Consider the following 25,013-nt stretch of genomic DNA (forward strand, 5'->3'; position numbering starts at 1 on the left):
GTGCTAATGTGTCAATCTGCTAATGGGTTAATGTGTCAATGTGCCAATAGCTAATATGCCAATTGACCGCGTTATATTCCGCATGGCAATTGGCACATTAGCACAGGGTCTGCAATTGAGACACATTATTAATTAGCCGCTTCGAATTCTTTCAGGAAGCGGGTATCGTTTTCAGAGAATAATCGTAAGTCGTTTACGCGATATTTCAAGTTGGTGATGCGTTCAATACCCATACCTAGCGCATAGCCTGAGTAAACTTTACTGTCAATGCCGTTGGCTTCCAATACATTCGGATCCACCATACCACATCCCAGAATTTCCACCCAGCCCGTACCTTTACAGAACGGACAACCTTTTCCGCCGCAGATATTACAACTGATATCCATTTCGGCACTCGGTTCGGTGAACGGGAAATAGGACGGACGCAGACGGATTTGAGTATCTTCGCCGAACATTTCTTTGGCGAACAGCAACAATACCTGCTTCAAGTCAGTGAATGATACATTCTTGTCAATGTAGAGCGCCTCTACCTGATGGAAGAATGCGTGGGCACGGTAGCTGATCGCTTCATTGCGGTACACACGTCCCGGACAGATAATGCGGATGGGAGGTTGCGAATGCTCCATGGCTCTGGCCTGTACGGAAGAAGTGTGGGTACGAAGCACGATGTTCTTTTTCACATCTTCCTGATTGGCTTCGATGAAGAACGTGTCTTGCATGTCACGTGCGGGATGGTCCTCGGCAAAGTTCATGGCGGTGAACACGTGCAGGTCGTCTTCTATTTCGGGGCCGTCGGCAATGCTGAAGCCCAGCCGGTGGAATATATCAATGATTTCATTCTTTACGATGCTCAGCGGGTGGCGTGTTCCCAGGTCGATGGGGTAGGCCGTGCGGGTGAGATCCATTTCGGCCGCGCCGTTGTCCTGGGTCTCGAAAGCTTCTTTCAAGGAGGCGATACGTTCCTGAGCCTTGTTCTTCAGCTCGTTCAGTCTCATGCCTACTTCTTTTTTCTGTTCGGCAGGTACATTGCGGAAGTCTGCCATCAACTCATTAATCGCTCCTTTTTTGCTAAGATATTTAATGCGCAAGGCTTCCAATTCTTCCGCATTGGCTGCTTGCAAGCCTTCAATTTCCTGAAGTAATTGTTCTATTTTAGCTAACATAGTTTCTTCTTTATTTTTTAATGACCGCAAAGTTAGCGAATTAAACCCATATATTTTGCTGAAAACTAAAAAAAACGATATTTTTGCATCGTTTTTTTCTAAATATAGAAAATGAGAAAACTAATAATCGGAGTTTGTCTGCTTATGCTGATAAGCTCCTGTGGAGGCGGAAAAAAGAAAATGGACCCCTTCGAGACGCTTACTGAGGAAATTGATTCGCTGACTGCAACCCCGGACACAACAGAGGCGATGGCTGCGGTAGAGGAAGAGCCCATGGTTCCCGCTACGGCCGACGAGAGTTTTGCTGACTTTTTCTACAATTTTGCCAGTGATGAAAAATTGCAACTGTCACGCATCGTGTTCCCTTTACCCTATTATACCATGGAAAAGAAAGAACACATTGAAAAGGACAAGTGGAAGCACGATCCTTTATTCAGCCGGCAGGATGCCTATACTGTTCTGTTTGACAAGGCGGAGGACATGGAGGTGGAGAAAGATACGGGGCTGACCAGTGTCAAGATAGAATGGATTTACTTGAAAACAGGGAAAATCAAGCGGTATTATTTTGAACGCTTGAAAGGGCTGTGGAAACTGGAAGCCATAGATTTCGCGGATATGCCGCGGGAGGATGCCGGTAAGGAGGACTTCTTTGAGTTTTATGAACGTTTTGCCAACGACTCTGTTTTCCAGTTGTCACGTCTGCACGAACCGTTGAAATTTGTGACCGCTGATCCCGAAGACGAGTTCCAGATACTGGAGACAACCCTGGAGGCCGGACAATGGTTCGCCTTCCAGCCTGTATTGCCTCGTGAGAATCTGACCAATGTGAACTATGGACAGAACGAGAATGTGCATTCCGATACGAAGGTGATTGAAATGAAGGGCTTTGGCAATGGATTTAATAATACGCTCTATTTTGAACGGCGGCACGGTCAGTGGAGACTGATGCAGTTTGAGGATCTGAGCGACTGATTTGATGGTAAATGAAAGAAATAAAAGACTACTCTCTGTTGCCTCATAATACATTCGGTATGGATGTAAAGGCATCTTTGTTCGTGGAATATGAATCGGTGGAAGAACTGCGGTCCGTCTTGTCGGATAAAAAACGGATGGCCGGCGGCTGGTTGCATATCGGCGGAGGAAGTAACTTGCTTTTTAAAGGTGATTACGCGGGGACTATCCTGCATTCGGCTGTCCGGGGATATGAGGTGGTGGCTGAGAACGAACGGGAAATAGAGGTCAGGGCGGGAGCCGGAGAGGTATGGGATGATTTTGTGGCATATACCGTAAGAAACGGTTGGTATGGCGCTGAAAATCTGTCATTGATTCCCGGCGAGGTAGGCGCTTCTGCCGTCCAGAATATCGGTGCGTACGGTGTGGAGGCGAAAGATCTGATTGTAAGTGTGGAAACCCTCGAGGTGGAGACCGGCAGGGAACGGCTCTTTACCTGGGAGGAATGCCGTTACGCTTATCGTGAAAGCATTTTCAAGAAAGAATTGAAAGGTAAATATATAGTGACTCATGTCACTTACCGTCTGAGCCGGCAGCCGGTCTTTCATCTGGAATATGGCAATGTGCGTGGCGAATTGGAAAAGCAAGGCCGTGAGGTGACTTTGGAGAATGTAAGGGAGGTGATCATAGCCGTGCGTGAAGCCAAGTTGCCCGATCCGCGGGTGCAGGGCAATGCCGGAAGTTTCTTTATGAATCCCATCGTTCCGCGTAAGCAGTTTGACATGCTACAGCAGCAGTATCCCGACATGCCGCATTATGAGGTGGATGGCAGCCGGGTGAAAATTCCCGCTGCATGGATGATAGACCGTTGCGGCTGGAAAGGCAAACAAATAGGACGCGCGGGTGTTCATTCCAGACAGGCGTTGGTTCTGGTGAACTGTGGGGGCGCTACGGGGGATGAAGTGATCTCTCTTGCCATGCAGATACAGCAGTCTGTGTTTCAAAAGTTCGGGGTGGCGATCTCTCCCGAAGTGAATTTTATATAAGGTATGATATGAAGATTACAATACTAGGCAGCGGAACATCTACGGGAGTACCCGAAATAGGGTGCAAATGCCCGGTATGTACCAGCAGTGATCCCCGGGACAACCGTTTGCGCTGTTCGGGGCTGGTAGAAACGGAAGGGCTCCGGATACTGATAGACTGCGGTCCCGACTTCCGTGAGCAGATGATACGATTGGATGATTTCAAGCCCTTGGATGGTGTTCTGATCACTCACGAGCATTATGACCATGTAGGAGGTTTGGATGATTTGCGTCCTTTCTGCCGTTTCCGCGATGTGCCGGTTTATGCCGAACAATATACGGCGGAGCGTCTGCGCCAGCGTATTCCTTATTGTTTTGCCGAACATCTTTATCCGGGAGTTCCCCGTATTACATTAGAGGAAATTGTTCCCGGCTCTCCTTTTGTGATCGGCAGTCCCGAAAGAAAAAAGGTGGAAGTGACGCCCCTCCGGGTGATGCACGGCAGACTGCCCATTTTGGGATACCGCATCGGCCGGATGGCATGGATTACCGATATGCTGACGATGCCCGAATCTGAATACGATTTGTTGCAGGGACTGGATGTACTGGTAATGAACGCGTTGCGTCCCCAGCCTCACAATACCCATCAGAACCTGCTGACGGCGTTGGAAAATGCGCGGAGGATAGGAGCCGGAGAGACTTATTTTATTCACATGAGCCATCATGTGGGATTGCATGCTGACGCTGAACGGCTGTTGCCTCCGCATATACATTTTGCATACGATGGAATGAAAATTTGTTTATAAAGCCGGCTTCAACGAATACCGGCACAATCCGTTCAGTCCGCATTCCGCACATTTCGGCGTACGTGCCACGCAGACATACCTGCCGTGTAAAATCAACCAATGATGTGCGGTGGGTACAATCTCTTCCGGAATGTACTTCATCAGATATTTCTCGGTAGCCAGCGGTGTGGTGCAGGTTTTGGGAACCAGCCCGATGCGGTGGCTCACCCGGAACACATGCGTGTCTACCGCCATGGCAGCTTTGTTGAACACTACGCTTTGAATGACATTGGCCGTCTTGCGTCCCACTCCCGGCAGTCTGATCAGTTCTTCCAGTGTTCCCGGCACTTCGCTGTGAAAATCCTTCACCAGCATCTGTGCCATGCCCACCAGATGTTTCGCCTTGTTGTTGGGATAACTTACACTCCGTATGTATTCATAAACCACTTCCGGTGTCGAAGCGGCCAGTGCCTCAGGAGTCGGGAAATCCCGGTAAAGGGGAGGGGTGATCATGTTTACCCGCTTGTCCGTACATTGCGCGCTCAGAATAACGGCTATCAACAACTCGAATGGGTTGTTGTAATGAAGTTCGGTCTCGGCAACGGGCATCGCCTCTTGGAAGTAAGCGATTACCTTGTTATAAAGTTCTTGTTTTTTCATCTTTTCTCTTCTTTTTCCGGTTACAAATATAATTGATAAATCAATAAGGTGGAGTGATTCGGGCGGTTCATTTGTCCGGCCGGGGTGTCTTCTTCTCCTGTTTGCATGAGCGGGCTTGACGGTTTCTTTCAGATAAGAATATTTAAGGCGGTTATATTCAAATACCTCGGAAATAATTTCTATCTTTGCGCCTTGAATTAAAAATAGACGTATGATGCCGTGAATAGCGGTCGTGTATTCTAGAACACCACGTAAAAAACAGGAGAAATGAAGAAGAATAATAACACTGTATCTGTATCGTTCATGTTGCTCGGCATACTGTTTTGTGTATGTCTTGTCGCAGCGAATTTATTGGAGACCAAGGTAGTCCAGGTCTGGAAAATCACGGCGACAGCCGGATTGGTCGTATTTCCCATCTCTTACATCATCAATGACTGTATAGCCGAAGTCTGGGGCTTCCGTAAGGCGCGCCTTATCATTTGGATGGGCTTTGCCATGAATTTCATGGTGGTAGCCTTGGGCCAGCTTGCCATCCTGATGCCCGCGGCTCCGTTCTGGGAAGGAGAGGAGGGCTTCAACTTCGTGTTCGGCATGGCGCCCCGCATCGCCGTGGCCAGTCTGACCGCTTTTCTGGCAGGTTCTTTCCTGAATGCCTATGTCATGAGCAAAATGAAGCTGGCCTCGGGTGGAAAGCACTTTTCGCTCCGTGCCGTCGCTTCTACCTTGGTGGGCGAGAGCGCCGATTCCATCATTTTCTTTCCTGTCGCCTTCGGAGGCTTGATGCCTGCCGGCGAACTGATGAAGATGATGCTCATTCAGGCGGTGCTCAAGACACTCTATGAAATCATTATCCTGCCCGTTACCATCCGTGTGGTAAAGTATATCAAGAAGGTGGATGGAAGCGATGTCTTTGATGAGCATATCTCATACAACGTATTAAAAATAAAAGAACTATAATAATTTGCTAACGTGCCGGTATGCCGATAGGCCAATTACCGTGCGGAATATGGCGTACCATATCCATATAGCGGGGCGGTTAGTGCAGGGGCATGTCAGCACATTGAAAAAATATAAACAATGAATAAAAGTGACGCATTGGTTGTGTTCAGCGGCGGGCAGGACTCGACCACTTGCCTGTTTTGGGCAAAAAAGCATTTCCGCAGGGTATATGCTTTAAGTTTTATCTATGGACAAAAGCATGTGAAGGAGGTGGAGTTGGCCCGCGCCATTGCCGGAAAGGCAGGTGTGGAGTTTAAAGCGATGGATGTCTCCTTTATAGGAAACTTGGGCAAAAATTCGCTGACGGATACCACGATAGCGATGGACGAGGAGAAGCCTGCCGGCAGTTTCCCTAATACATTTGTGCCGGGGCGCAATCTGTTCTTTCTGAGCATTGCGGCTGTCTATGCGCGCGAACTGGGGATCAATCATATCGTGACCGGTGTGTCGCAGACCGATTTCAGCGGTTATCCCGATTGCCGGGATGCTTTCATCAAGTCGCTGAATGTGACGTTGAACCTTGCCATGGATGAGCAGTTCGTGCTTCACACTCCGCTGATGTGGATTGACAAAGCGGAGACATGGGCGTTGGCGGATGAATTGGGCGTGCTCGATTTGATCCGGCATGAAACGCTGACTTGCTATAATGGCATACAAGGGGATGGCTGTGGCCATTGTCCGGCCTGTAAGCTTCGTCGTGAAGGATTGGAGAAGTATCTGGAGATAAAGGCGGAAAAAGAGAAACAATAAGATAAATGAAGGTGTTTTCTCCCTGTATGAAAAGTGTTTCCTTCCTGTAGATTTTATCGTTTCACCCTAGTGATTAAGCTTGATCACTAAAGTGAGGATGTTTCATCACCTTGGTGATATAACTTCATCACCCGGGTGAAACGATAGGCTCTGCCGGAAGGGAATCTCTTCTCCGAAGCATGAAAGAGGAAACATGAATATGGAAAAAAGAGAACTTTAATGGAAAGAAAAGATGAATTGACCCTTCTCGGGGCGAAGACCGAGTACAAGCAGGATTATGCTCCCGAAGTGTTGGAGTCCTTTGTGAACAAGCATCCCGGAAACGACTATTGGGTACGTTTCAACTGCCCCGAATTTACCAGTCTGTGTCCTATTACAGGACAGCCCGACTTTGCGGAGATCCGTATCTCCTATCTTCCCGATGTGAAAATGGTGGAGAGCAAGAGTTTGAAACTGTATTTGTTCAGTTTCCGTAATCACGGTGATTTTCATGAAGATTGCGTGAATATCATCATGAAAGACTTGATAAAGCTGATGGATCCCAAATATATAGAGGTGACGGGCATCTTTACTCCGCGCGGCGGGATCTCCATTTATCCGTATTGCAATTACGGCCGTCCGGGTACCAAGTATGAGGAATTGGCGGAGTATCGGATGCGCAATCACGATTTATAAGCCGTTTCTTATCAATGAATGAGAGTTTGTTGCCTCAAATATTTGCTAGTCTTGAAAATTTGTTCTACCTTTGCACCCCGATAAAGGAGAGGTGCTCGAGTGGTTGAAGAGGCACGCCTGGAAAGCGTGTATACCCCAAAAGGGTATCCGGGGTTCGAATCCCCGTCTCTCCGCTGGAAAGAATTGCAAAACAAAGAAAATCCCTGTAAATTAATAATTTACGGGGATTTTTTGTTTTTGATATATAGCTAAGCATATCTTTAGAATGGAGGAAATGCAAAGCTTTCCTCTCAGTCTGTTAATTGTAATGCAGATAGTCGTATCCCAATGAAAAAGGCTTAGTTGTCGGATAGAAAACCTTTAGCAATGCATAAGAAAAGGCTTGCCTTTCAAAGCGTTTTTCTGCTGTAGTCCCAGTGTATGAGGGCTGTTCGCTGCTTTGACACGATACTATAAACATTTGGTATAATCCTACAAATCTTTTTCAGACTGTGCATCTATCTTTGAGGCAACGAATTAAATGTAAAATCTGATAATATGGAAAAGATTAAAAAGTGGTTTCTTAAGATTTATTTCCCTGTCGGACTGGAGAAGGGTACAAGCACCCTCCAGCTTGAGATGCCGGGGCAGTGTGGAAATTGTATTCACCAGTTGTTTATCGTGAAAGAAATTAATTCGTCTGAAAAATGAAAAATATGAAGAGGCTTTTATCTGTTATATTATGTGTGCTGATGTCCGTGGAAATGTCGCATGCCCAAACTGTTTCCTTTAATGTGAAGGACTATGGGGCGCGTGGCAATGGGAAAAGGTTGGATTCTCCTGCCATCCAGCGGGCGATTGATGCTTGTCATCGTGCCGGAGGAGGAACTGTGATAGTTCCTCCCGGTACTTATCTTTCGGCTACGGTAGAGTTGAAGGACAATGTGACGTTGCATCTGGAAAAGGATGCGCTTATCTTGGGTACTACCGATTATAAAGCATATCGGAATCTGGATCCTTTTACGGAAGGACTGGGCATTGAGGTAGGCTGGGCATTGTTGGTGGCGGTGGATGCCCGGAATGTGGGATTGACCGGCGAGGGGACGATTGACGGGCAGGGATCTGCTTTGAAAGAACGTCATATAAAGGAAGACAAGCGTCCGGAAAAAGATCGTTGGGGATTGCGTCCTTTCTTGCTTCGCTGGGTGCGTTGCCAGGGTGTTACGGTGAAGGATGTGACATTGAAATATGCCGGTGCGTGGACTTCGCATTATTTTCAGTGCACGGATGTGACGATTGACCGGGTGACGATTCGCAGCGTGGGGGTTGCTCACAATGATGGTATCAATATTGATGGTTGCCGGCATGTGCGTATCAGTCATTGTGATATTGTGAGCGGAGATGATGCGCTGTGTTTCAAGACAACTTCCAGCAAGATGGCATGCAGTGATATTGTTGTCACCGATATGAAAATGAAAACCAATCAGGCGGGGATAAAGATGGGAACGGAGTCGATGGCGCCGTTCGAGGATATCAAGATAAGCAACTGTCACATCTATGACACGAAGAACGGGGGGATCAAACTCTTCTCGGTGGATGGTGCTTGTTTGCGTAATGTGGAAATTTCGGATATCACGATGGATGAAGTCCGTACGCCGATGATGTTCCGGTTGGGGTCGAGACTGAGCGTTTTCCGTAAGCAGGAAGACACGAAGCAATCTACCGGCACGTTTGAAAATGTAGTTGTCCGCAATGTGAGGGCAGTGGCGGCCGACAAGGCGCAGCTTGATCCGCCTTCGGGTATTCTGGTAACCGGTGTCCCGGGACATTATATTACAAATCTGACGTTGGAAAATATTCATATCCGTCTGTTGGGAACGGGAACGGAGGAGGACGCTCGCCGGCAGGTGCCGGAAGCGGTGGACCAGTATCCTGAAGTGAAGACTTTCGGACCTAAGATTCCTGCTTACGGCGTATGGGCACGCCACGTCAAAGGATTGAAGTTGAAAAATGTGACTTTTGAATTGAAGAATCCGGATGCCCGTCCTAAGATTATTTGTGAGGATGGAGACCTGGAAATTTATGAATGATAGAAGAGACTGATATGATAAGGTTGTATAAAATAGGTTTTGCTTTGTGGCGCTGTGTCAGCGCGGTTGGTGTGCTGGCACAGACAGCCACCTTGAAAAGTCCGGATGGAAGGATTACTTTTTAAGGGTGGACAAGGATCGTTTGATTTACATTAATGAAGAAATAGAGATGAAAAAGATATTGATAGGAATTTATGGTGTGGCAGTGCTGTGCTTGTCCGGATGCGGACAGAAAGCGGCTGTGTGGGAAGTGGCTTCTCCGGATGGTAATGTCCGGTTTGTGACTGAAACTGTAGGCGGGGAAGGAGAGGATACAGAATTGCAATATAAAATAATGTATAAGGATTCGGTAGTGGTGAACCCCTCCCGTTTGGGCATTGTGATGAACGGGCATGAGTATGGACGTAATGTGAGGCTGGAAGATGTGTCTTTCAAGAGCATAGACGAATCTTATGAACTGAAAGCGGGCAAACGGCTTCTTGCGCATAACCGTTGTGAGGAAATGACCTTGACTTTTGCGGATGGACATACCCTGCCTTTCCAATTCATTGTCCGTGTATTTGATGACGGAGCTGCCTTTCGTTACAGTTTTCCGGCACAGGTGGATTCTTTGTTCACTATTGAAAATGAATTGACAGAATTTGCCGTGCCTGTTGGTGGCAAGGCATGGATCCATCCTTATGACTGGAATGACCGCTTCAAACCTAGTTACGAACAATATTCAAAAAATGAGATAGCTGTCAATGCTTTGCCCGATCATGATAAAGGCTGGGCCTTTCCCATGCTTTTCCATACCAATGGAGTGTGGATGATGATAACGGAAGCTTGTCTGGATGGTACGTATCCGGCTACTCATGTGGATAACTCCGGTAAAGGAGAGGTTTATAAAATTCGTTTTCCAGAGGCGGAGGAGCCTGTCATTCCCGATAGTCCCGAGCCTGTATCTACCTTGCCCTGGTGTACTCCCTGGAGGGCCATTGTCATTGGCACGGAGCTGAATACCGTGTTTACCACTCAAATGGTATCTCATCTGAATCCGCCTTCGGTCATTGAAGACGCTTCATGGATAAAGGCAGGTCGTTCGGCATGGAGTTGGTGGTATGATGGTTCGTCTGCACGCAGTTACAAGGAACAGTTGAAATATGTGGACTTGTGTTGCGAGATGGGCTGGGAATATCTGTTGATTGATGCCGGATGGCCGGACATGGACGGCAAGGGAGTGGAAGGTGTAGTGGCGTATGCGGCAGAGCGTGGCATCGGTGTATGGTTGTGGTATCATTCCGGTTCAGGCAGAGGGGAGGACACCCCGTTACAGCATCGGCTGATGGCTGATACGCAATTGCGAAGGGCCGAAATGGAGCGCATCAGCAAGATGGGAGTCAAAGGCATCAAGGTCGATTTCTTTGATACGGACAAACAACGTATTATCGCCAATTATCCGGCCATATTGAAGGATGCGGCGGATTATCGGTTGTTGGTTGATTTGCATGGAGCCACTTTGCCACGTGGTTTAGAACGCACCTATCCCAATCTGTTGACAACTGAGGCGATCCGTGGAGCGGAGACGCTGGGCAGGCAGGAACGCTGTGACAGGGCTGCGGAGCATAATGCCACTGTGCCGTTTACCAGAAACGTGGTTGGTTCGATGGATTATACGCCGGTGACTTTCTCCAATAAAATCCGTCAGGGAGTACCGGCTTTCCGCCGTACTTCGGTGGCACATCAGTTGGCGTTGGCGGTTGTATTCGAGTCGGGCTTCCAGTGCTTTGCCGATCGTGCCGAGGCTTATCTGTCATTGCCCGAAATACCCCGGGATTTTCTGAAGAAGGTTCCTGCCGCATGGGATGAGAGCTTGTTGCTGGCCGGATATCCTTCAGATTATGTGGTAGTGGCCCGGCGTAAAGGGGATACATGGTTCATTGGAGGAATTAATGGTAAGAATCAAGAAAGAGAGATTTCGTTTGCGCTGCCTGAATCCGGTGCCGGTAAAGCTTTTACTCTCATAAAAGATGGGGAGGACATCCATAGCTTTGACTATGAGGAAGTGAAACCGGAAGATGGCAGACTTCACCTTACACTGGCTGGTAATGGAGGGTTTGCGGCTATAATTAACTGATCGTATAAATAATATTGTGGAATTTATGAATATCAAGAAATGGATAGGTACGGTGCTATGCATGGTGTGTATGTTGCCTTTGCGTGCACAGATTGTCTGGCAGCCGGTAGAACCGGGAGTCTGGAAAGGGGTTGTGGGTACTCCTGAAGCGTACTCTTTGTTGGAGGTGGCAGGATGCACACCGCAGAAAGAAGGTTTTAAACGGTTGCCGGAGGTTGGTCTGCCGGAGTGGGCTGGCAAGATTGTGGGTAATGTTCAGGATGGGAAAACCTCGCTTCGCATTCCTTTGCAGAAGAAAGAACAACTGTATGGGTTCGGACTGAATTTTCAAACTGTCCATCAACGTGGGAAGATATTGAATTTGCATACCGACCATTATGGTGGGAAGGATAATGGGCGTACTCATGCTCCGGTTCCTTTTTATGTTTCAAGCCGGGGATATGGCATCTTTATCAATTCCGCCCGCTATCTCACGGTGTATGCAGGAACAGGAGCGCGCAAGGACAGCCCCGAAGCGCCGGTTGCAAAAGACCGCAATACGGATAAAACGTGGGTGGCGCGTCCTTATTCGGATGCCGTATCAGTATTGGTTCCGGCAGGGGGGGTGGAGATTTATTTGTTTGCCGGTCCTGCACCGATGGATGTGGTGCGCCGTTATAACTTGTTTTGTGGAGGAGGTAACTTGCCGCCGCGTTGGGGGCTGGGTTTTACACAACGCACGCAGAAACTATATACTGCCGGGCAGGTGATGGAGGAAGCAGAGGCTTTCGAGCGGAAAGGTTTTCCGTTGGATTATATCGGCTTGGAGCCGGGATGGCAGAGCAAGGCTTATCCCTGTACATTTGAATGGGATAAGGAGCGTTATCCTGCGCCTGCCGATTTTATAGCGAAAATGCAGGAAAGGGGAGTACGCATTAACTTGTGGACCAATCCTTACGTGTCGCCTGAGTCGGGGATTTATAACGAGATGTATCCTTTCAGTGGTTCGCATACGGTGTGGTGTGGCATTGTGCCTGATTTTGCTACTGTGCAGGCACGCCGTTTGTGGAAGGATAAGTTGGAAAAAGAACATATAAACATCGGTGTCAGTGGTTTCAAGATTGACGAGGTGGATGGGTATGATCACTATATATGGCCGGATGTGGCAACATTCCCGTCGGGTATCTCTGCCGAACAGATGCGCCAGACTTACGGTTTGTGGGTGCAACGTACTACAGCCGAACTTTATAAACAGCGCAATCAGCGCACATTCGGTTTGGTACGTGCTTCCAATGCAGGGGGAAATTCATTTCCTTATGTGCTTTATAATGATTACTATAGTCATCAAGATTTTATAACGGCACTTATTAATTCCGGTTTCAGCGGTGTGTTGTGGACTCCGGAGGTGCGTGGCTCCAAATCAGGAGAAGAATGGTTGCGCCGTTTCCAGTCGGTAGTGTTTTCGCCTATGGCCATGATTAATGCGTGGGCGAGTGGCACCAAACCTTGGTCTTTTCCCGAAGTGGCGGAACAGGTAAAAGAGTATGCCATGCTCAGAATGCAGATGATGCCTTATTGGTATACGGAGTTTGCCCGCTATCATTATGATGGTATTCCACCTTTCCGGGCTATGAATCTGGAGCCGGGATTTAATCCGGAACAAGCCGTGTCTGTGGAGATGGCTGATCGTAATTTGGAGGACAATCCTTATCTGGAGGCAGTGACTAAAGAAATAAAAGATCAGTATATGGCGGGAGAATACTTGCTGGTGGCTCCGATGTTCACCGGACAGGCTACCCGCAAAGTGGTTCTTCCGAAAGGAGACTGGTATGATTTCTATACTGGCAAGTATGCTGGAAATGGGGAGACGATTATAGTCACTCCGGGGCTGGACCGCATTCCTGTTTATGTAAAGGATGGAGGAATCATCCCGATGATGGAAGCCAGACTTCATGCTCCGGCTGCCGGTGAAAAAGTAAACCTTGAAATCCGTCATTATGGTAAGGCGGAGGGAAGCTATCGCTTGTATGATGACGATGGAGAAACATTCGATTATGAGAAGGGGGCTTTTTGCTGGCGCGAGATCAAGGTGGTGCGTCAAAAGGACGGTAAGCTGAAAGGAACCGTTTCTAAAGCGGAGAAAGGTAAGCCCAATTCGGTGGCTTCAGTGACTTGGAAATTTATGTCTATGTAATAATGGGTAATTTATGAAAAACAGAATCGGTATATTTTGTATGTTGGTGTTTGCCCTGTTGGGGGCGCAGGCACAGCAGGCTGCATCTTCTGTAGCAAAGCAGGTGATTGAGATCGTCTCCGGCAATTTGAAGTTGACTTTGATGGTGGGCAGTGACAACCGCCTTTATCAGCTGGGCTTCGGAGATGCGGAGAAGAAGATTTTGCTTCCTTCGGTTTTGCCCTCTCGCGAACAGGAGTTTTTGCCGCCTTATGGCAATGGTGTGATAACGGAATCTGCTATCCAAGCTACGCATACGGATGGAAATACTTCGACGGAATTACATTATGTGGGCCATGAAGAGCAATCGGTGTCGGCTGATGTGCGGCAGACTGTCATTTCCTTGCGTGACCCTGCCTATAATTTTTTCGTTGATGTCTATGTGAAATGTTATCAGTCTGCAGGTCTGATGGAAATATGGAATACAATCCGTCATGATGAGCGAGGGGGGAAAGTGGTATTGTATCGTTATGCTTCAGCCTCTCCTTTATTGAAAGCTTCCTCTTATTGGCTTACCCAGTTCAATGGAAAGTACAAGCGTGAGGCAACTTTGGAAGAAGAACGGCTGGGAGAAGGTATCAAGATACTGGATTCTAAATTGGGAGTAAGGGCCAATCAGTTTAGAATTCCTTCTTTTATCTTATCATACAATCATGCCGCCAAGGAGAATGAAGGGGAAGTGTTTGCTGCATCTCTGAAATGGGCGGGAAGTTTTCAGTTGGCGTTCGAAGTGGATTGGAACAAGAACTTGCGTGTGCTGACAGGGATCAATCCTATCGGTTCACAGTATTATTTAGAGCGTGGAGCTACATTTACCACGCCTGCCGTGTTGTGGACATACAGTAAGAAAGGGAAGGGAGAAACCAGCCGCAAGTTTCATCGATGGGCTGCCGAGTATGCTATCCGCGATGCGGAGAAAGACCGTCCGGTGCTGTTGAATAATTGGGAAGCCACTCATTGCGATTTTGACGAGAAACGCCTTATCGGACTTTTTGACGGTGCCCGGCAGATTGGAGCCGAACTGTTTTTGCTGGATGACGGTTGGTTTGGTAACGGAGAATTCTCCCGCGACGATGACAAGCACGGGCTGGGAGACTGGCAGGTGTCTGCTAAGAAACTGCCCAAAGGACTCTCTTATCTGGCTAAACAAGCAAGCAAACGGAAAATAGGTTTTGGAATTTGGCTGGAGCCTGAGATGGTGAATCCTAAAAGCGAGCTCTATAACCTGCATCCCGACTGGATTATCACTCAGCAAAAACGTGAGCCCATCTTGGGACGTCATCAAGAAATCTTGGATTTGACTCGCCCGGAAGTGCAACATTACGAATGGCAGGTGATTGATCAGACACTTCGTCCCAATCCGGGTATCTCTTATGTGAAGTGGGACTGCAACCGTTATGTCACCCAGCCTGGATCTGCCTATCTGCCCGCACAGGAGCAGAGCCATCTGTTGATAGATTACAATTGGGCGCTTTACCGGCTGATGGACCGTTTTGCAAAAGGTTTTCCGGATGTGATGGCGATGTTGTGTGCCGGTGGGTCGGGGCGCATCGACTATGGTTCCTTGCAGTATTTCCATTCTTTCTGGCCCAGCGATAACACAGATCCGTTGAGCCGGATAAAAATACAATGGGGGTTTGGGCATTTCTTTCCAGCAAGTACTATTTCCGCACATGTCACCCGTATGGGCAAGCGCCATCTGAAACTGGCGATTGATGTGGCATTGAGCGGTGCTTTCGGCATTGACTTGGCATTAGACAAAGCAACTCCCGAAGAGCGCGCCCAACTTGCCGAAGGGGTACGGCTGTATAAAGAAAACCTTCGCAAACTGGTGATGCATGGAGAACTCTATCGGTTGGTTTCTCCTTATGAACATCCGTTGGCTGCTTTAAGCTACGTGGCAAAGGATAAGACAGAGGCCGTTGTTTATCTTTATCAGACTATGGATGGAAAGGTTTCTTCCGTGCATTTGGATGGATTGGAAGCCGACCGGACCTATAGTCTCCGGGAAATCAATCTGCCTGAAGGAGCGGTTTCCCGTTTTACTTCGGAGATACGTACCGGAAAGGAATGGATGGAAAAAGGAGTTGCCAATCCTTTGGAGAAACAGTTTGAAAGTGCTGTCTTGGAATTGAAAATGATTGACTAATTTAATAAATAGCTGTAATAGATATGAAAAAGAGATTATTGATAGGGGCCATTGCTCTGTGGGGAGTGTGTGGAGCTGCTCATGCACAAATGATGGATCGGTGGCGCATTGAAGATAATGGAGCCATCTGTTGGAAAATCAATGGGCGTCTTCCGCATTTTGATCATGTGGAAATGAGCGGTCAGAAATTATCTGTCGTGTTGCGTTATGGGGTCAATGCCGACGGTGCCTTTTCTTTGAATCGTAGCTTGGTGTTTCCGATGTTGCGTATGAAGCCTAATAAGACACAGAACAACTTGAAACAGAGGTTTGATGTAAACATACCGGGTATGGTCACCATTGACGACCTTACGTTGACGGATGAAAAAGTGAAGGATGTAAACTTCGACGGAATCATGACTGTGGAAAGTTCGTTTAGTCATGTTTACAGAAGAAAGAAGGTGGATAACGCCGTATCGTTGAAACGGGTACTTTATCCGTCACCCAACTCTGCTTATTACTGCGAGGAATATACTTTCACCAATCAGATGAAGAATGCCATCACGATGCGCGTCCCCGAATGGAAAGTGAAATATACCACTCCTGAGGAGGCGGGCGTTTATGGAGCTTATCATATTGAGGCATCTTTGTCCAAGAGCGGTGTGTTTGTGCTGAATCCCGGTGAGTCATTGGAATTTTCTGCCGTTTTCAGTGGCAGAAAAGAGGGAGACGAGCCGTTCGCCCGTATCAATCTTGACGCCGATAGGGCGGGACGCCGTGCGTTGATAGCCCAGTGGCGGAACAATCTGGTGCTGGACACTCCTGATAAAACTCTGAATACGATGTTTGCTTTTGCCAAATTGCGTGGTGCTGAGAGCATTTACAATACGAAGGGCGGACTGATGCATGGCCCTGGTGGCGAAGCCTATTATGCAGCCATCTGGGCGAATGACCAGGCCGAGTATATCAATCCGTTTTTTCCTTATTTGGGCTATGAGATAGGAAATCAATCAGCTTTGAATGCTTTCCGTCATTTTGCCCGTTACATGAATGATGAATACCGTCCTATTCCCAGTTCCATCATTTCAGAAGGCGTGGGCTACTGGCACGGAGCGAAAGACCGGGGCGACGGGGCGATGATTGCATACGGAGCGGCACGTTATGCATTGGCACGAGGCAATGAAAAAGAGGCGCGCGAACTTTGGCCTTTGATAGAATGGTGCCTGGAGTATTGTCGTCGGAAACTGACAGATCAAGGAGTCGTGGCTTCCGATTCCGATGAATTGGAGAACCGCTTTCCTGCCGGTAACGCCAATCTTTGCACCTCTTCTTTATATTATGATGCGCTGTTGTCTGCTTCTTTTTTAGGAAAGGAACTGGGGCTTCCCTCATCACGGTTGAAAGAGTATTCGCAACAGGCGGCTGCATTGCGTCGTGCTATCGAATCTCATTTTGGTTATGATATAGAAGGGTATAAAAGTTATCGGTATTATGAAGGCAACGATGTGCTACGTGCATGGATCTGCATGCCGTTGACAGTCGGAATCTATGATCGCTCCCGAGGTACTATTGATGCGTTGTTTTCATCGCGCCTTTGGACAAATGACGGTCTGTTGACACAGGCCGGGACAGAAACTTTTTGGGATCGTTCTACGTTGTATGCTTTGCGGGGTACTATTGCTGCAGGTGAGGTAGAAAAAGGTATCGATTTTCTGAAGCAATATTCTCAACGCCGTTTGTTGGGCGATCATGTTCCTTATGCTATTGAGGCATGGCCGGAAGGTGATCAACGCCATTTGTCGGCAGAAAGCGGATTGTATTGCCGTATATTTACAGAAGGTCTTTTCGGAATACGTCCCACAGGATTCCGTTCTTTCGAGATGACACCACGTTTGCCTAAAGATTGGAAATATGCTAATTTGAATAAAGTACGCGCTTTCAATTCCGATTTTGATATACAGGTAGTTCGTGTAAAAGACAAATTGGATGTGAGGGTTTATAAGGGAAAGGAACTTGTGTATAAAAAAAAGATCAAAGAGGGTGAGTCGGTAAGAATTGTGCTTTCTGTCTGATCTTGTCTTGGATGTGTTTGTGGATTAGTTGGGCCATGTTGAAACAAAATAAGATATCAAGCACTCCGATGAAACATTTATGAAGGATTCCTTGCAAAATCCTTCATAATAACACGCTGACAAACAATATGTTGTGTGATTATGAAGGATTTGAAGGATTTTTCGGCGGCTTTTTATTTCAATAGAGGTTATGATAACTCCAGCCCCAGTGCTTCTTTTAGTTTCAGCAGATTCGGATTCTTCTTGCTCATCATCTGGAAACGTTCCACGTGGCTGTAGGCACGGATGTTCTCGGTAGGGGCGCTGACACGTACCGTCATGGTGATTTTCCGGTTGTGCAGGCGTTCGCGCAAGTGATTCTGAACCGATGGAATCAATTGCATCATGTATTTTTCCACCATGTCATTATCGACTGTTACTTCAAAAGTCGTGTCATTCAACAGGTGCGGATGCATGTTCATCATTCGTGCGGAGTTGGCCTTCTCTTCTTTGGGCAGGGCGGCTGCAAATTCACGCCAGTAATAGTCCAGATCTTTTTCATTGAAAATATAATCTTCGTATGTGGCATCGTTTTGGACAGCGGTGCTTGCCACTTTTACTTCTTGCTTTTCCGCGGCTTGCTGTTCGTGCAAGGGGCGGCGAAGGGATATGCCGAGCGAACCCGCCTTGAACACCGGGATCTTTTTCTCTTCTCTGGCTTGAGGCAACGGGCTTGGACGGCCTGCGTTCATACCACCACCGGCTGTACCTGTGCCCTGCGGTTGAGGGACGGCGGTTGCTGGGGTCTGTGCAGCGGCGGCTTTAGCCTGAGGCTGTGGCTGCGTGGCGGCTGCTGGAGCCGTTTGCTGCGTGAATAGGGGTTTTAATATCTTCTTAGGGCTACGCCCACCACTTACATCATCGGCATCGGGCAGGGTGAGCTGGGCGCATTGAATCAGTGTCAGTTCTACCAGTAAGCGTTTGTTTTTGCTTGCACGGTAGTTCAGATCACAATCATTGCACAGCTTCATGGCACGGTACAGGAATTTCTGGTCGCATTTCTGCGCTTGTTCCTTATAGCGGTCGCGGATACCGGCGCCTACTTCCAGCAATTGCAGGGTGGAAGGATCCTTGCTTACCAGCAAATCCCGGAAATGAGAGGATAGACCGGTGACGAAATGGCTGCCGTCAAATCCTTTTTTCAATACGTCATTGAAAAGCAGCATGGACTCGGGAACCTTGTTCTCAAGCAACAAATCGGTCAGCTTGAAATAATATTCGTAATCCAGTACATTCAGGTTCTCGATCACACTTTTATAAGTGATGTTTCCGCCTGTGAAACTGACTACCTGGTCAAAGATGGAAAGGGCGTCGCGCATACCGCCGTCGGCTTTCTGTGCGATGACGGTCAGGGCCTCGGGTTCGGCGTTGATATGTTCCTGTGTGGCGACGTATTGCAGATGTTCGATCGTGTCTTTGATGCCGATGCGGTTGAAGTCATAAATCTGGCAACGACTCAAGATAGTAGGCAGTATTTTATGCTTTTCCGTTGTGGCAAGGATGAAGATGGCATGTTGAGGCGGCTCTTCCAATGTTTTCAGAAAAGCATTGAAGGCGGCTTGCGACAGCATGTGGACCTCATCAATGATATAGACTTTATACTTGCCGATTTGTGGCGGGATACGTACCTGTTCGATCAGCGAACGGATGTCTTCTACTGAGTTGTTACTGGCGGCATCCAACTCATGTATATTATAAGAACGCTGTTCGTTGAATGCCAGACAGGATTCGCACTGGTTGCAGGCCTCGCCTTCGGCAGTGGGAGTCTGGCAGTTGATGGTTTTGGCAAAGATACGTGCACATGTTGTCTTTCCCACTCCACGCGGCCCGCAGAACAGGTAGGCATGTGCCAGCTTGCCGGTAGCGATTGCATTTTTCAAGGTGATGGTCAACGCGTGTTGTCCCACAACCGATTCGAATGTAGCGGGACGATATTTTCGTGCCGATACGATATAATTTTCCATAAGCGGAGTTCTTTTTCTAATATGAGTTCTGCAAAAGTACATAAATTATCTGTTTTTATGGGTAGGATTGCTTGAAATATTTCTATCTTTGCAAAAATCAAAAAAGGTATTCTTTGTATGAGCAAACTGCTGACTATTTGGAACTACATCCGGCACCATAAGTATATGATTACGGTGCTGATCTTTATGGTGGTTATAGGTTTTTTGGATGAGAACAGCCTGATTCGGCGTGTGAAGCACCGTAGTGAGATCAGTGCGCTGAATAGTGAGATAGAGAAATACAGGAAGCAATATGAGGAGGATACGGAGAAACTGAAGGAGCTGACCACGAATCCTGAGGCTTTGGAGAAAATAGCACGCGAGAAGTATTTGATGAAGAAGCCTGACGAGGATATTTTTGTGTTTGAAGAATGAATAAATCTTATAATATAATTTCGATGGCGGGGGCAGTCCTGCTGTTGGCTGGTGCGGTGTTGCAAATCACCCGGTGGGAGCTTGCACCTTATCTGTATACGCTGGGTGCTGTGATGTTCGGCTATGTGCAGGTGATGGGAAATCGTTATGATGGAAAGAATTTTATCATCAAGCGTTTGCGCAAGCAGCAGGTTTTCGGAGCTGTCGCTTTGGTCTTTGCAGGAGTCTTGATGTTTACCATGAAACGCAACGAATGGATTGTTTGTCTTTCCATTGCCGCGGTTCTGGAGCTTTATACGGCTTTCCGTATTCCGCAGGAGTTGGAGAAGGAGAAACGTTGAGGGATCTGTGTCGTTTTTCGTGCACGTTTATCATAGGTTTGTCTTGTGAAAAATAGAAGAACGCGGACGACATGTGTTACGTGTTGTCCGCGTTCTGAAAGATAGTTGTTTGCGTGCTGTTATTCCACAAGGGTCATTTCATCTATCAGGTGTTTCGCTCCTGCAAACTTATCAATAATGAATAAGGTATAGCGGATATCCACACAGGCTGCACGTTGCAACTGGGGATGATAAGCGATGTCACCGGTCAGTCCTTCGTAATTGCGGTCAAAGCCGGTGCCAATCAATTCTCCTTTATGATTGAAGACAGGAGAACCGGAGTTGCCGCCTGTATTGTCTGTCCCTGTGACAAAGCAGAGGGGCATCTCACCATTCTTCATGGCATAGCGTCCGAAATCTTTCTTGTTATATAGTTCCTTCAGTCTGGCCGGAACCACGAACTCATAATTGTCCGGGTCTTCTTTTTCCATTACGCCTTTCAAGGTGGTGTAATAGTTGTATTCCACACCGTCTTTGGGGCTGTATGAGCCTACTTTTCCGTAGGTGAGACGCAACGTGGAGTTGGCATCTGGATAAATAGGAGTACCTTCATGCTGTTTCAGTTTCATCATGCCTTCCACCCAAGTTTTATGAGCCAGATTATAGGCATCGGTTTCGGCTTTCATGGCTGCATCGGTATCTGCATAACCTTGGTCTACTGATTTGGCATATTGCACCATCAGGTCATTTTCCAATGTCTTGGCATCCGGTTTTGCCACAAAGTTGTCAAAGGCTTCACGGCTGCGGAAGATGGATGTGTCAAAACAAGCATCAACAAAGGCGTCAATGTTTCCTTTGAATTCTTTGTCTATTACTTTGAAGATGCTGATGCGTTGTTCGGCCGGAATTAGTTCCGCGTAAGTTTTCAGCAAAGCTTTGGATACTTTACGGTCTACTTCGGGATTATAATTCTTGTTGAAAAACTTATCGGCCTGTTTGCTTAACTGGTTCAAGGCATGATCCAGCGGATTGATTTCTTTGGTGGCGTGAGGCGCTTTGTATCCTTCTTTCAACGCTTGCAGGACTTTGTCTGTGGAAGGAATCTTGTAGAATTCCGTTCCCAGTTTGCAGACTTCATAGATGGCTTGCTGATGATATACGGCATTCCGGCGTTTGCTTACGATTTCCCGGATAGCATCGAAGGCTTTCTGATAGGCGTCAGTACCCGTCTCACGTCCGTAAGCCAGCAGTTTTTCCTGTTGTTTCTTTTTGGTATCAAGCACTTTCAGGTGAACCAGTCCTTCGTTCATACCGATGGCATTCTTCCAGTAATTGGCTGATGAGGCGTATTTGCTGGCGTACTGGATGCGTACTTTATCACTTTTCAGCATCTCTTCCAACAGGTTGTTCAGGCGTATGGTGCGTACGGTCTTACGCATGAAGTTGGTGGTCTGCATACGTTCTTCCACTTCGTCCGAAATCATGTACCGCCAGTTGCGTCCGGGGAATCCCATTACGAAAGTGAAATCTCCTTCTTTGATTCCTCCCAGGTTGATGGCCAGATGCTTTTTCACCTTTAAAGGTACATTGCTTTCATTATAGTCGGCCGGTTTGCCGTCGGGGGCCGCATAGATGCGGAACATGGAGAAGTCGCCGCAGTGACGGGGCCACATCCAGTTATCGGTGTCTGCACCGAATTTCCCGATGGAAGAGGGGGGAGCGCCTACCATGCGGACGTCTTTATAGATGGTTTTTACAAACAAGTAATAGCGGTTGGCTCCGTAGAAAGGCTTTAGTTCCAAAGCGGTGAACGGAGTGATTGCTATATTTTCTTGTTCGGCAAAACGTTTGGCTACTTTGCTCAGATAGGAGGGGGACAGGTAGTTCAGCCCTTCCGGATCCTCATCTTTAGCCAGTTGTTCCTTTACGTAAGGAGTGACATCCAGTATTTTGTCTATAAAGGTGACTGTCAGTCCCTTGCAGGGAAGTTCTTCTTTGCGGCTCATAGCCCAGAAACCGTCAGTCAAGTAGTCGTGTTCCACCGAACTGTGTTGCTGGATATAGCTGTAACCGCAATGATGGTTGGTCAGTACGAGGCCTTCTGCAGAGATGATTTCACCGGTACAACCGCCTCCGAAATGCACTACAGCATCTTTCAGACTGATGCTGTCCGGGCAATATACTTTATCTATGCTGATATCCAGCCCCATGTCATACATGGTGGCTGCGTTCTGTTCTTTCAGATCGGTCAGCATCCACATCCCCTCGTCGGCATGGCCGGCGAGAGTTGTGAGGGTAAATAGTGATAGTAATAGGCTCTTTTTCATTATTCTACAATAGTCATTTCGTCAATCAGGTGTTTGCATCCGCCCAGTTTGTCGATGATGAATAATACATAACGTATGTCCACTGCGATACAACGCTGTAGGTTGTTGTCGAAATTAATGTCACCACTCAGTGATTCCCAGTTACCGTCAAAAGCGGCACCGATGAGTTCACCGTTACCGTTGATGACGGGAGAGCCAGAATTACCACCGGTAATATCGTTGGTAGTCAGGAAACAAGCAGGCATGTCACCGTTGGGCAAGGCATAACGTCCGAAATCTTTGGCTTCATACAATTCTTTCAGTTTGGCGGGAACAACAAATTCCGGATTGGTCGGATCTTCTTTTTCCATGACACCTTTCAGTGTGGTGTAGTATTTATAATGTACTCCGTCTTTGGGATTGTATGATTTTACATTACCGTATGTCAGGCGGATCGTGAAATTTGCATCCGGGGCTTTGGGTTCCGGTGAATACATTTCACACAGGCCGCGTACATAAGTTTTGTGTAATAAAGCCATGCCTTTCATTGATTCACCCAGTTCGTTTCCTAACTTGTCCATCAAGTCATATTTAGCCCGTACGTATGCTGTCATCGGATCTTTATCTATGGCTTTCACCGTCGGTTTTTTGATGAATTTATTGAAATTCGCTTCGTTGGAGAAGATGGAATTGTCATAACAATGATCTACGTATGCGTCATAGTTGCCTTTAAAATCCTTCCGGATGGTAGTATAGAAGGCGGGTAAGGCATCAGCAGGAACCATTTCGGCATATAGGGGTAACAGGGCTTTGGCCACTTTGCGGTCTACTTCATGATCGTAGTCCTTGTTATGTACATCGGCATATACTTTTTTCAGCGTTTCAATATTCTTATTGATTGCTTCCTTATCTTTCTTTTTGATCGCTTCTTTCAGTTTGTCCAGAATCAGATAAGGAGTGCCGAATTCTATACCTCCTTGAAAGACTTCACGGAAACAGGTATAATTATAAAGAATAGGATTGCTCTTTTCGATAGCGGCGTCAATTTCGCTGACCACTTTTTCATAATCGGCGTTCTTCTTTTCCTTGGCGAATTGGGCGAACTTGGCTTCCTGTTCAGCCTTTGTCTCCAATACTTTATTATCGACAATCGCTTTGTTCATGCCGATAGAATTTTTCCAATAGTTGCTGGAGCCTGCGTATTTGCTGGCATATTGGATACGTACCTTGTCACTGGCGGCCATCTCTTTCTTCAGTACATCCTGACGTACACCACGTATGCGGATACGGGGTTCGTTGGTGGAGTACATGCGTTGCTTCACCTCGCTTTGAGTCAGATAGCGGTTGGTGCTTCCGGGGAATCCCATAATCATGGCGTAGTCACCTTCGTTGATACCTTTCAGTGAGATTGCCAGATGCTTTTTGGCTTTCAGAGGAACATTGTTTTCATTATATTCTGCCGGTTCGCCGTTGGCATCCGCATAAATACGGAAGACAGAGAAGTCGCAAGTATGACGGGGCCACATCCAGTTGTCTGTTTCACCACCGAATTTGCCGATGGATGAGGGCGGAGCGGCAACCATGCGTACGTCGCTGTAGGTTTTCAGATAAATCAAATAGAATTTATTGCCTGCATAGAAAGGCAAAGCCTGTGCGCTGATGCCTGCTTTCCCATTCAGGTCACTGGCTTTCAGTTCCTCGTCGGCCAGTTTTTTCAGGAAATCGTATTCAAAGGTTTCCTCTTCTTTTGCTTCACCTGTCTTTACCTTGTTATTTACTTTGTCTGTGACATCGACAATGCGTTCTACAAATTTGAACTTCAATCCCGGAGTCGGCAGCTCTTCCTTGCGGCTTTTTGCCCAAAAACCATCCGTCAAGTAGTCATGCTCTACCGAACTGTGTTGCTGTATCGCTCCGTAGCCACAGTGGTGGTTGGTCAGGATCAGTCCATCCGGTGAGATGATTTCGCCGGTGCATCCTCCTCCGAAAATACCGACTGCATCTTTTAATGAAACGCGGTTCGGGCTATAAATGTCGTCTGCTTCCAGCAGCAAGCCTTGTGCTTTCATGCGGTCTGCCAAATGCTGTTCTTGCATCAGTTGCAACAGCCACATACCTTCGTCTGCCTTCGAAGGCAAGAATGCTACACACAATAATGCGAGCAATAAAAGTTTGAATTTTTTCATCTTGTGTACTAATTGTTATTTCTTTATTCTTATATCGGTTACAAAAATAGAAAAAAAGAGGGAACTTCGCACTATAAATCACCTTCTCGGTAATAATCTTCTATTTAGTTTTAAATTTTGATAAAATGTTTTTGTCACTAAATTATAGATTGTACCTTTGTATGCGAAAAATAGTAATG

At 47.2% G+C, this 25,013-nt stretch carries 19 protein-coding genes and 1 tRNA gene; 15 read left to right on the plus strand and 5 right to left on the minus strand.

The window, feature by feature from the left end:
- Positions 1-128 precede the first annotated feature (128 nt).
- On the minus strand, positions 129-1,163 hold the full coding sequence (pheS, locus tag ACYQ0C_RS06640) for a phenylalanine--tRNA ligase subunit alpha (RefSeq protein ID WP_016276937.1): 1,035 nt from the start codon (positions 1,161-1,163) through the stop codon (positions 129-131).
- A gap of 111 nt (positions 1,164-1,274) precedes the next feature.
- Between pheS and ACYQ0C_RS06645 the strand changes: the two genes are divergently transcribed.
- From ACYQ0C_RS06645 to ACYQ0C_RS06655, 3 genes are read left to right on the plus strand one after another with little or no spacing between them, the layout of a single operon-like run.
- Positions 1,275-2,135 (plus strand): DUF4348 domain-containing protein, encoded by an 861-nt coding sequence (locus ACYQ0C_RS06645; protein ID WP_016276936.1) that lies wholly within the window; start codon positions 1,275-1,277, stop codon positions 2,133-2,135.
- 11 nt (positions 2,136-2,146) lie between these two features.
- Positions 2,147-3,160 (plus strand): UDP-N-acetylmuramate dehydrogenase, encoded by a 1,014-nt coding sequence (gene murB, locus ACYQ0C_RS06650; protein WP_016276935.1) that lies wholly within the window; start codon positions 2,147-2,149, stop codon positions 3,158-3,160.
- An 8-nt stretch (positions 3,161-3,168) separates the two neighbouring features.
- Positions 3,169-3,945, plus strand: coding sequence for an MBL fold metallo-hydrolase (locus ACYQ0C_RS06655; protein WP_016276934.1), 777 nt, complete (start codon positions 3,169-3,171; stop codon positions 3,943-3,945).
- Here ACYQ0C_RS06655 and nth read toward each other — a convergent pair.
- The gene (nth, locus tag ACYQ0C_RS06660) at positions 3,940-4,584 is read right to left on the minus strand and encodes an endonuclease III (RefSeq protein ID WP_016276933.1); all 645 of its coding nucleotides are present in this window, start codon (positions 4,582-4,584) and stop codon (positions 3,940-3,942) included. The two genes, ACYQ0C_RS06655 and nth, sit on opposite strands and share 6 nt — an antisense overlap.
- Positions 4,585-4,851: 267 nt before the next feature.
- Between nth and ACYQ0C_RS06665 the strand changes: the two genes are divergently transcribed.
- From ACYQ0C_RS06665 to ACYQ0C_RS06710, 10 genes are all read left to right on the plus strand, one after another.
- Positions 4,852-5,541 (plus strand): queuosine precursor transporter, encoded by a 690-nt coding sequence (locus ACYQ0C_RS06665; RefSeq protein ID WP_016276932.1) that lies wholly within the window; start codon positions 4,852-4,854, stop codon positions 5,539-5,541.
- A 120-nt stretch (positions 5,542-5,661) separates the two neighbouring features.
- On the plus strand, positions 5,662-6,333 hold the full coding sequence (queC, locus tag ACYQ0C_RS06670; RefSeq protein WP_016276931.1) for a 7-cyano-7-deazaguanine synthase QueC: 672 nt from the start codon (positions 5,662-5,664) through the stop codon (positions 6,331-6,333).
- 219 nt (positions 6,334-6,552) lie between these two features.
- Positions 6,553-7,008, plus strand: coding sequence for a preQ(1) synthase (queF, locus tag ACYQ0C_RS06675; protein WP_016276930.1), 456 nt, complete (start codon positions 6,553-6,555; stop codon positions 7,006-7,008).
- A gap of 85 nt (positions 7,009-7,093) precedes the next feature.
- Positions 7,094-7,181 (plus strand) — tRNA-Ser (locus ACYQ0C_RS06680).
- Positions 7,182-7,545: 364 nt separating this feature from the next.
- Positions 7,546-7,698 carry a hypothetical protein gene (locus ACYQ0C_RS06685; RefSeq protein ID WP_016276929.1) on the plus strand — a complete coding sequence of 51 codons (153 nt, stop codon included), beginning with the start codon at positions 7,546-7,548 and terminating at the stop codon, positions 7,696-7,698.
- Positions 7,695-9,077, plus strand: coding sequence for a glycoside hydrolase family 28 protein (locus ACYQ0C_RS06690; protein WP_016276928.1), 1,383 nt, complete (start codon positions 7,695-7,697; stop codon positions 9,075-9,077). The genes ACYQ0C_RS06685 and ACYQ0C_RS06690 overlap by 4 nt, the downstream gene beginning before the upstream one ends.
- A 169-nt stretch (positions 9,078-9,246) precedes the next feature.
- The gene (locus ACYQ0C_RS06695; RefSeq protein ID WP_025076721.1) at positions 9,247-11,193 is read left to right on the plus strand and encodes a glycoside hydrolase family 97 protein; all 1,947 of its coding nucleotides are present in this window, start codon (positions 9,247-9,249) and stop codon (positions 11,191-11,193) included.
- Between the two features lie 25 nt (positions 11,194-11,218).
- Positions 11,219-13,366 carry a glycoside hydrolase family 31 protein gene (locus ACYQ0C_RS06700; RefSeq protein ID WP_016276926.1) on the plus strand — a complete coding sequence of 716 codons (2,148 nt, stop codon included), beginning with the start codon at positions 11,219-11,221 and terminating at the stop codon, positions 13,364-13,366.
- A gap of 13 nt (positions 13,367-13,379) precedes the next feature.
- Positions 13,380-15,554 (plus strand): alpha-galactosidase, encoded by a 2,175-nt coding sequence (locus ACYQ0C_RS06705; RefSeq protein ID WP_016276925.1) that lies wholly within the window; start codon positions 13,380-13,382, stop codon positions 15,552-15,554.
- A 23-nt stretch (positions 15,555-15,577) separates the two neighbouring features.
- Positions 15,578-17,605, plus strand: coding sequence for a glucosidase family protein (locus tag ACYQ0C_RS06710; RefSeq protein ID WP_016276924.1), 2,028 nt, complete (start codon positions 15,578-15,580; stop codon positions 17,603-17,605).
- A 188-nt stretch (positions 17,606-17,793) separates the two neighbouring features.
- Here the strand turns inward: ACYQ0C_RS06710 and ACYQ0C_RS06715 are convergent, their stop codons facing one another.
- Positions 17,794-19,608, minus strand: coding sequence for a DNA polymerase III subunit gamma/tau (locus ACYQ0C_RS06715; RefSeq protein ID WP_016276923.1), 1,815 nt, complete (start codon positions 19,606-19,608; stop codon positions 17,794-17,796).
- Between the two features lie 117 nt (positions 19,609-19,725).
- On the opposite strand from ACYQ0C_RS06715, the gene ACYQ0C_RS06720 reads away from it, so the two are divergent.
- Both ACYQ0C_RS06720 and ACYQ0C_RS06725 read left to right on the plus strand, forming a co-directional pair.
- Entirely contained in the window at positions 19,726-20,022 is a 297-nt protein-coding gene (locus tag ACYQ0C_RS06720; protein ID WP_016276922.1) for an FtsB family cell division protein, read from the plus strand.
- A gap of 23 nt (positions 20,023-20,045) precedes the next feature.
- Entirely contained in the window at positions 20,046-20,363 is a 318-nt protein-coding gene (locus ACYQ0C_RS06725; protein WP_016276921.1) for a hypothetical protein, read from the plus strand.
- Positions 20,364-20,482: 119 nt separating this feature from the next.
- Here ACYQ0C_RS06725 and ACYQ0C_RS06730 read toward each other — a convergent pair whose 3' ends face one another.
- Both ACYQ0C_RS06730 and ACYQ0C_RS06735 read right to left on the minus strand, forming a co-directional pair.
- Entirely contained in the window at positions 20,483-22,669 is a 2,187-nt protein-coding gene (locus ACYQ0C_RS06730; protein WP_016276920.1) for a S46 family peptidase, read from the minus strand.
- Positions 22,669-24,834, minus strand: coding sequence for a S46 family peptidase (locus ACYQ0C_RS06735; RefSeq protein ID WP_016276919.1), 2,166 nt, complete (start codon positions 24,832-24,834; stop codon positions 22,669-22,671). The genes ACYQ0C_RS06730 and ACYQ0C_RS06735 overlap by 1 nt, the downstream gene beginning before the upstream one ends.
- Positions 24,835-25,013 lie beyond the last annotated feature (179 nt).

The sequence above is a fragment of the Phocaeicola sartorii JCM 17136 = DSM 21941 genome (genome assembly GCF_054653615.1).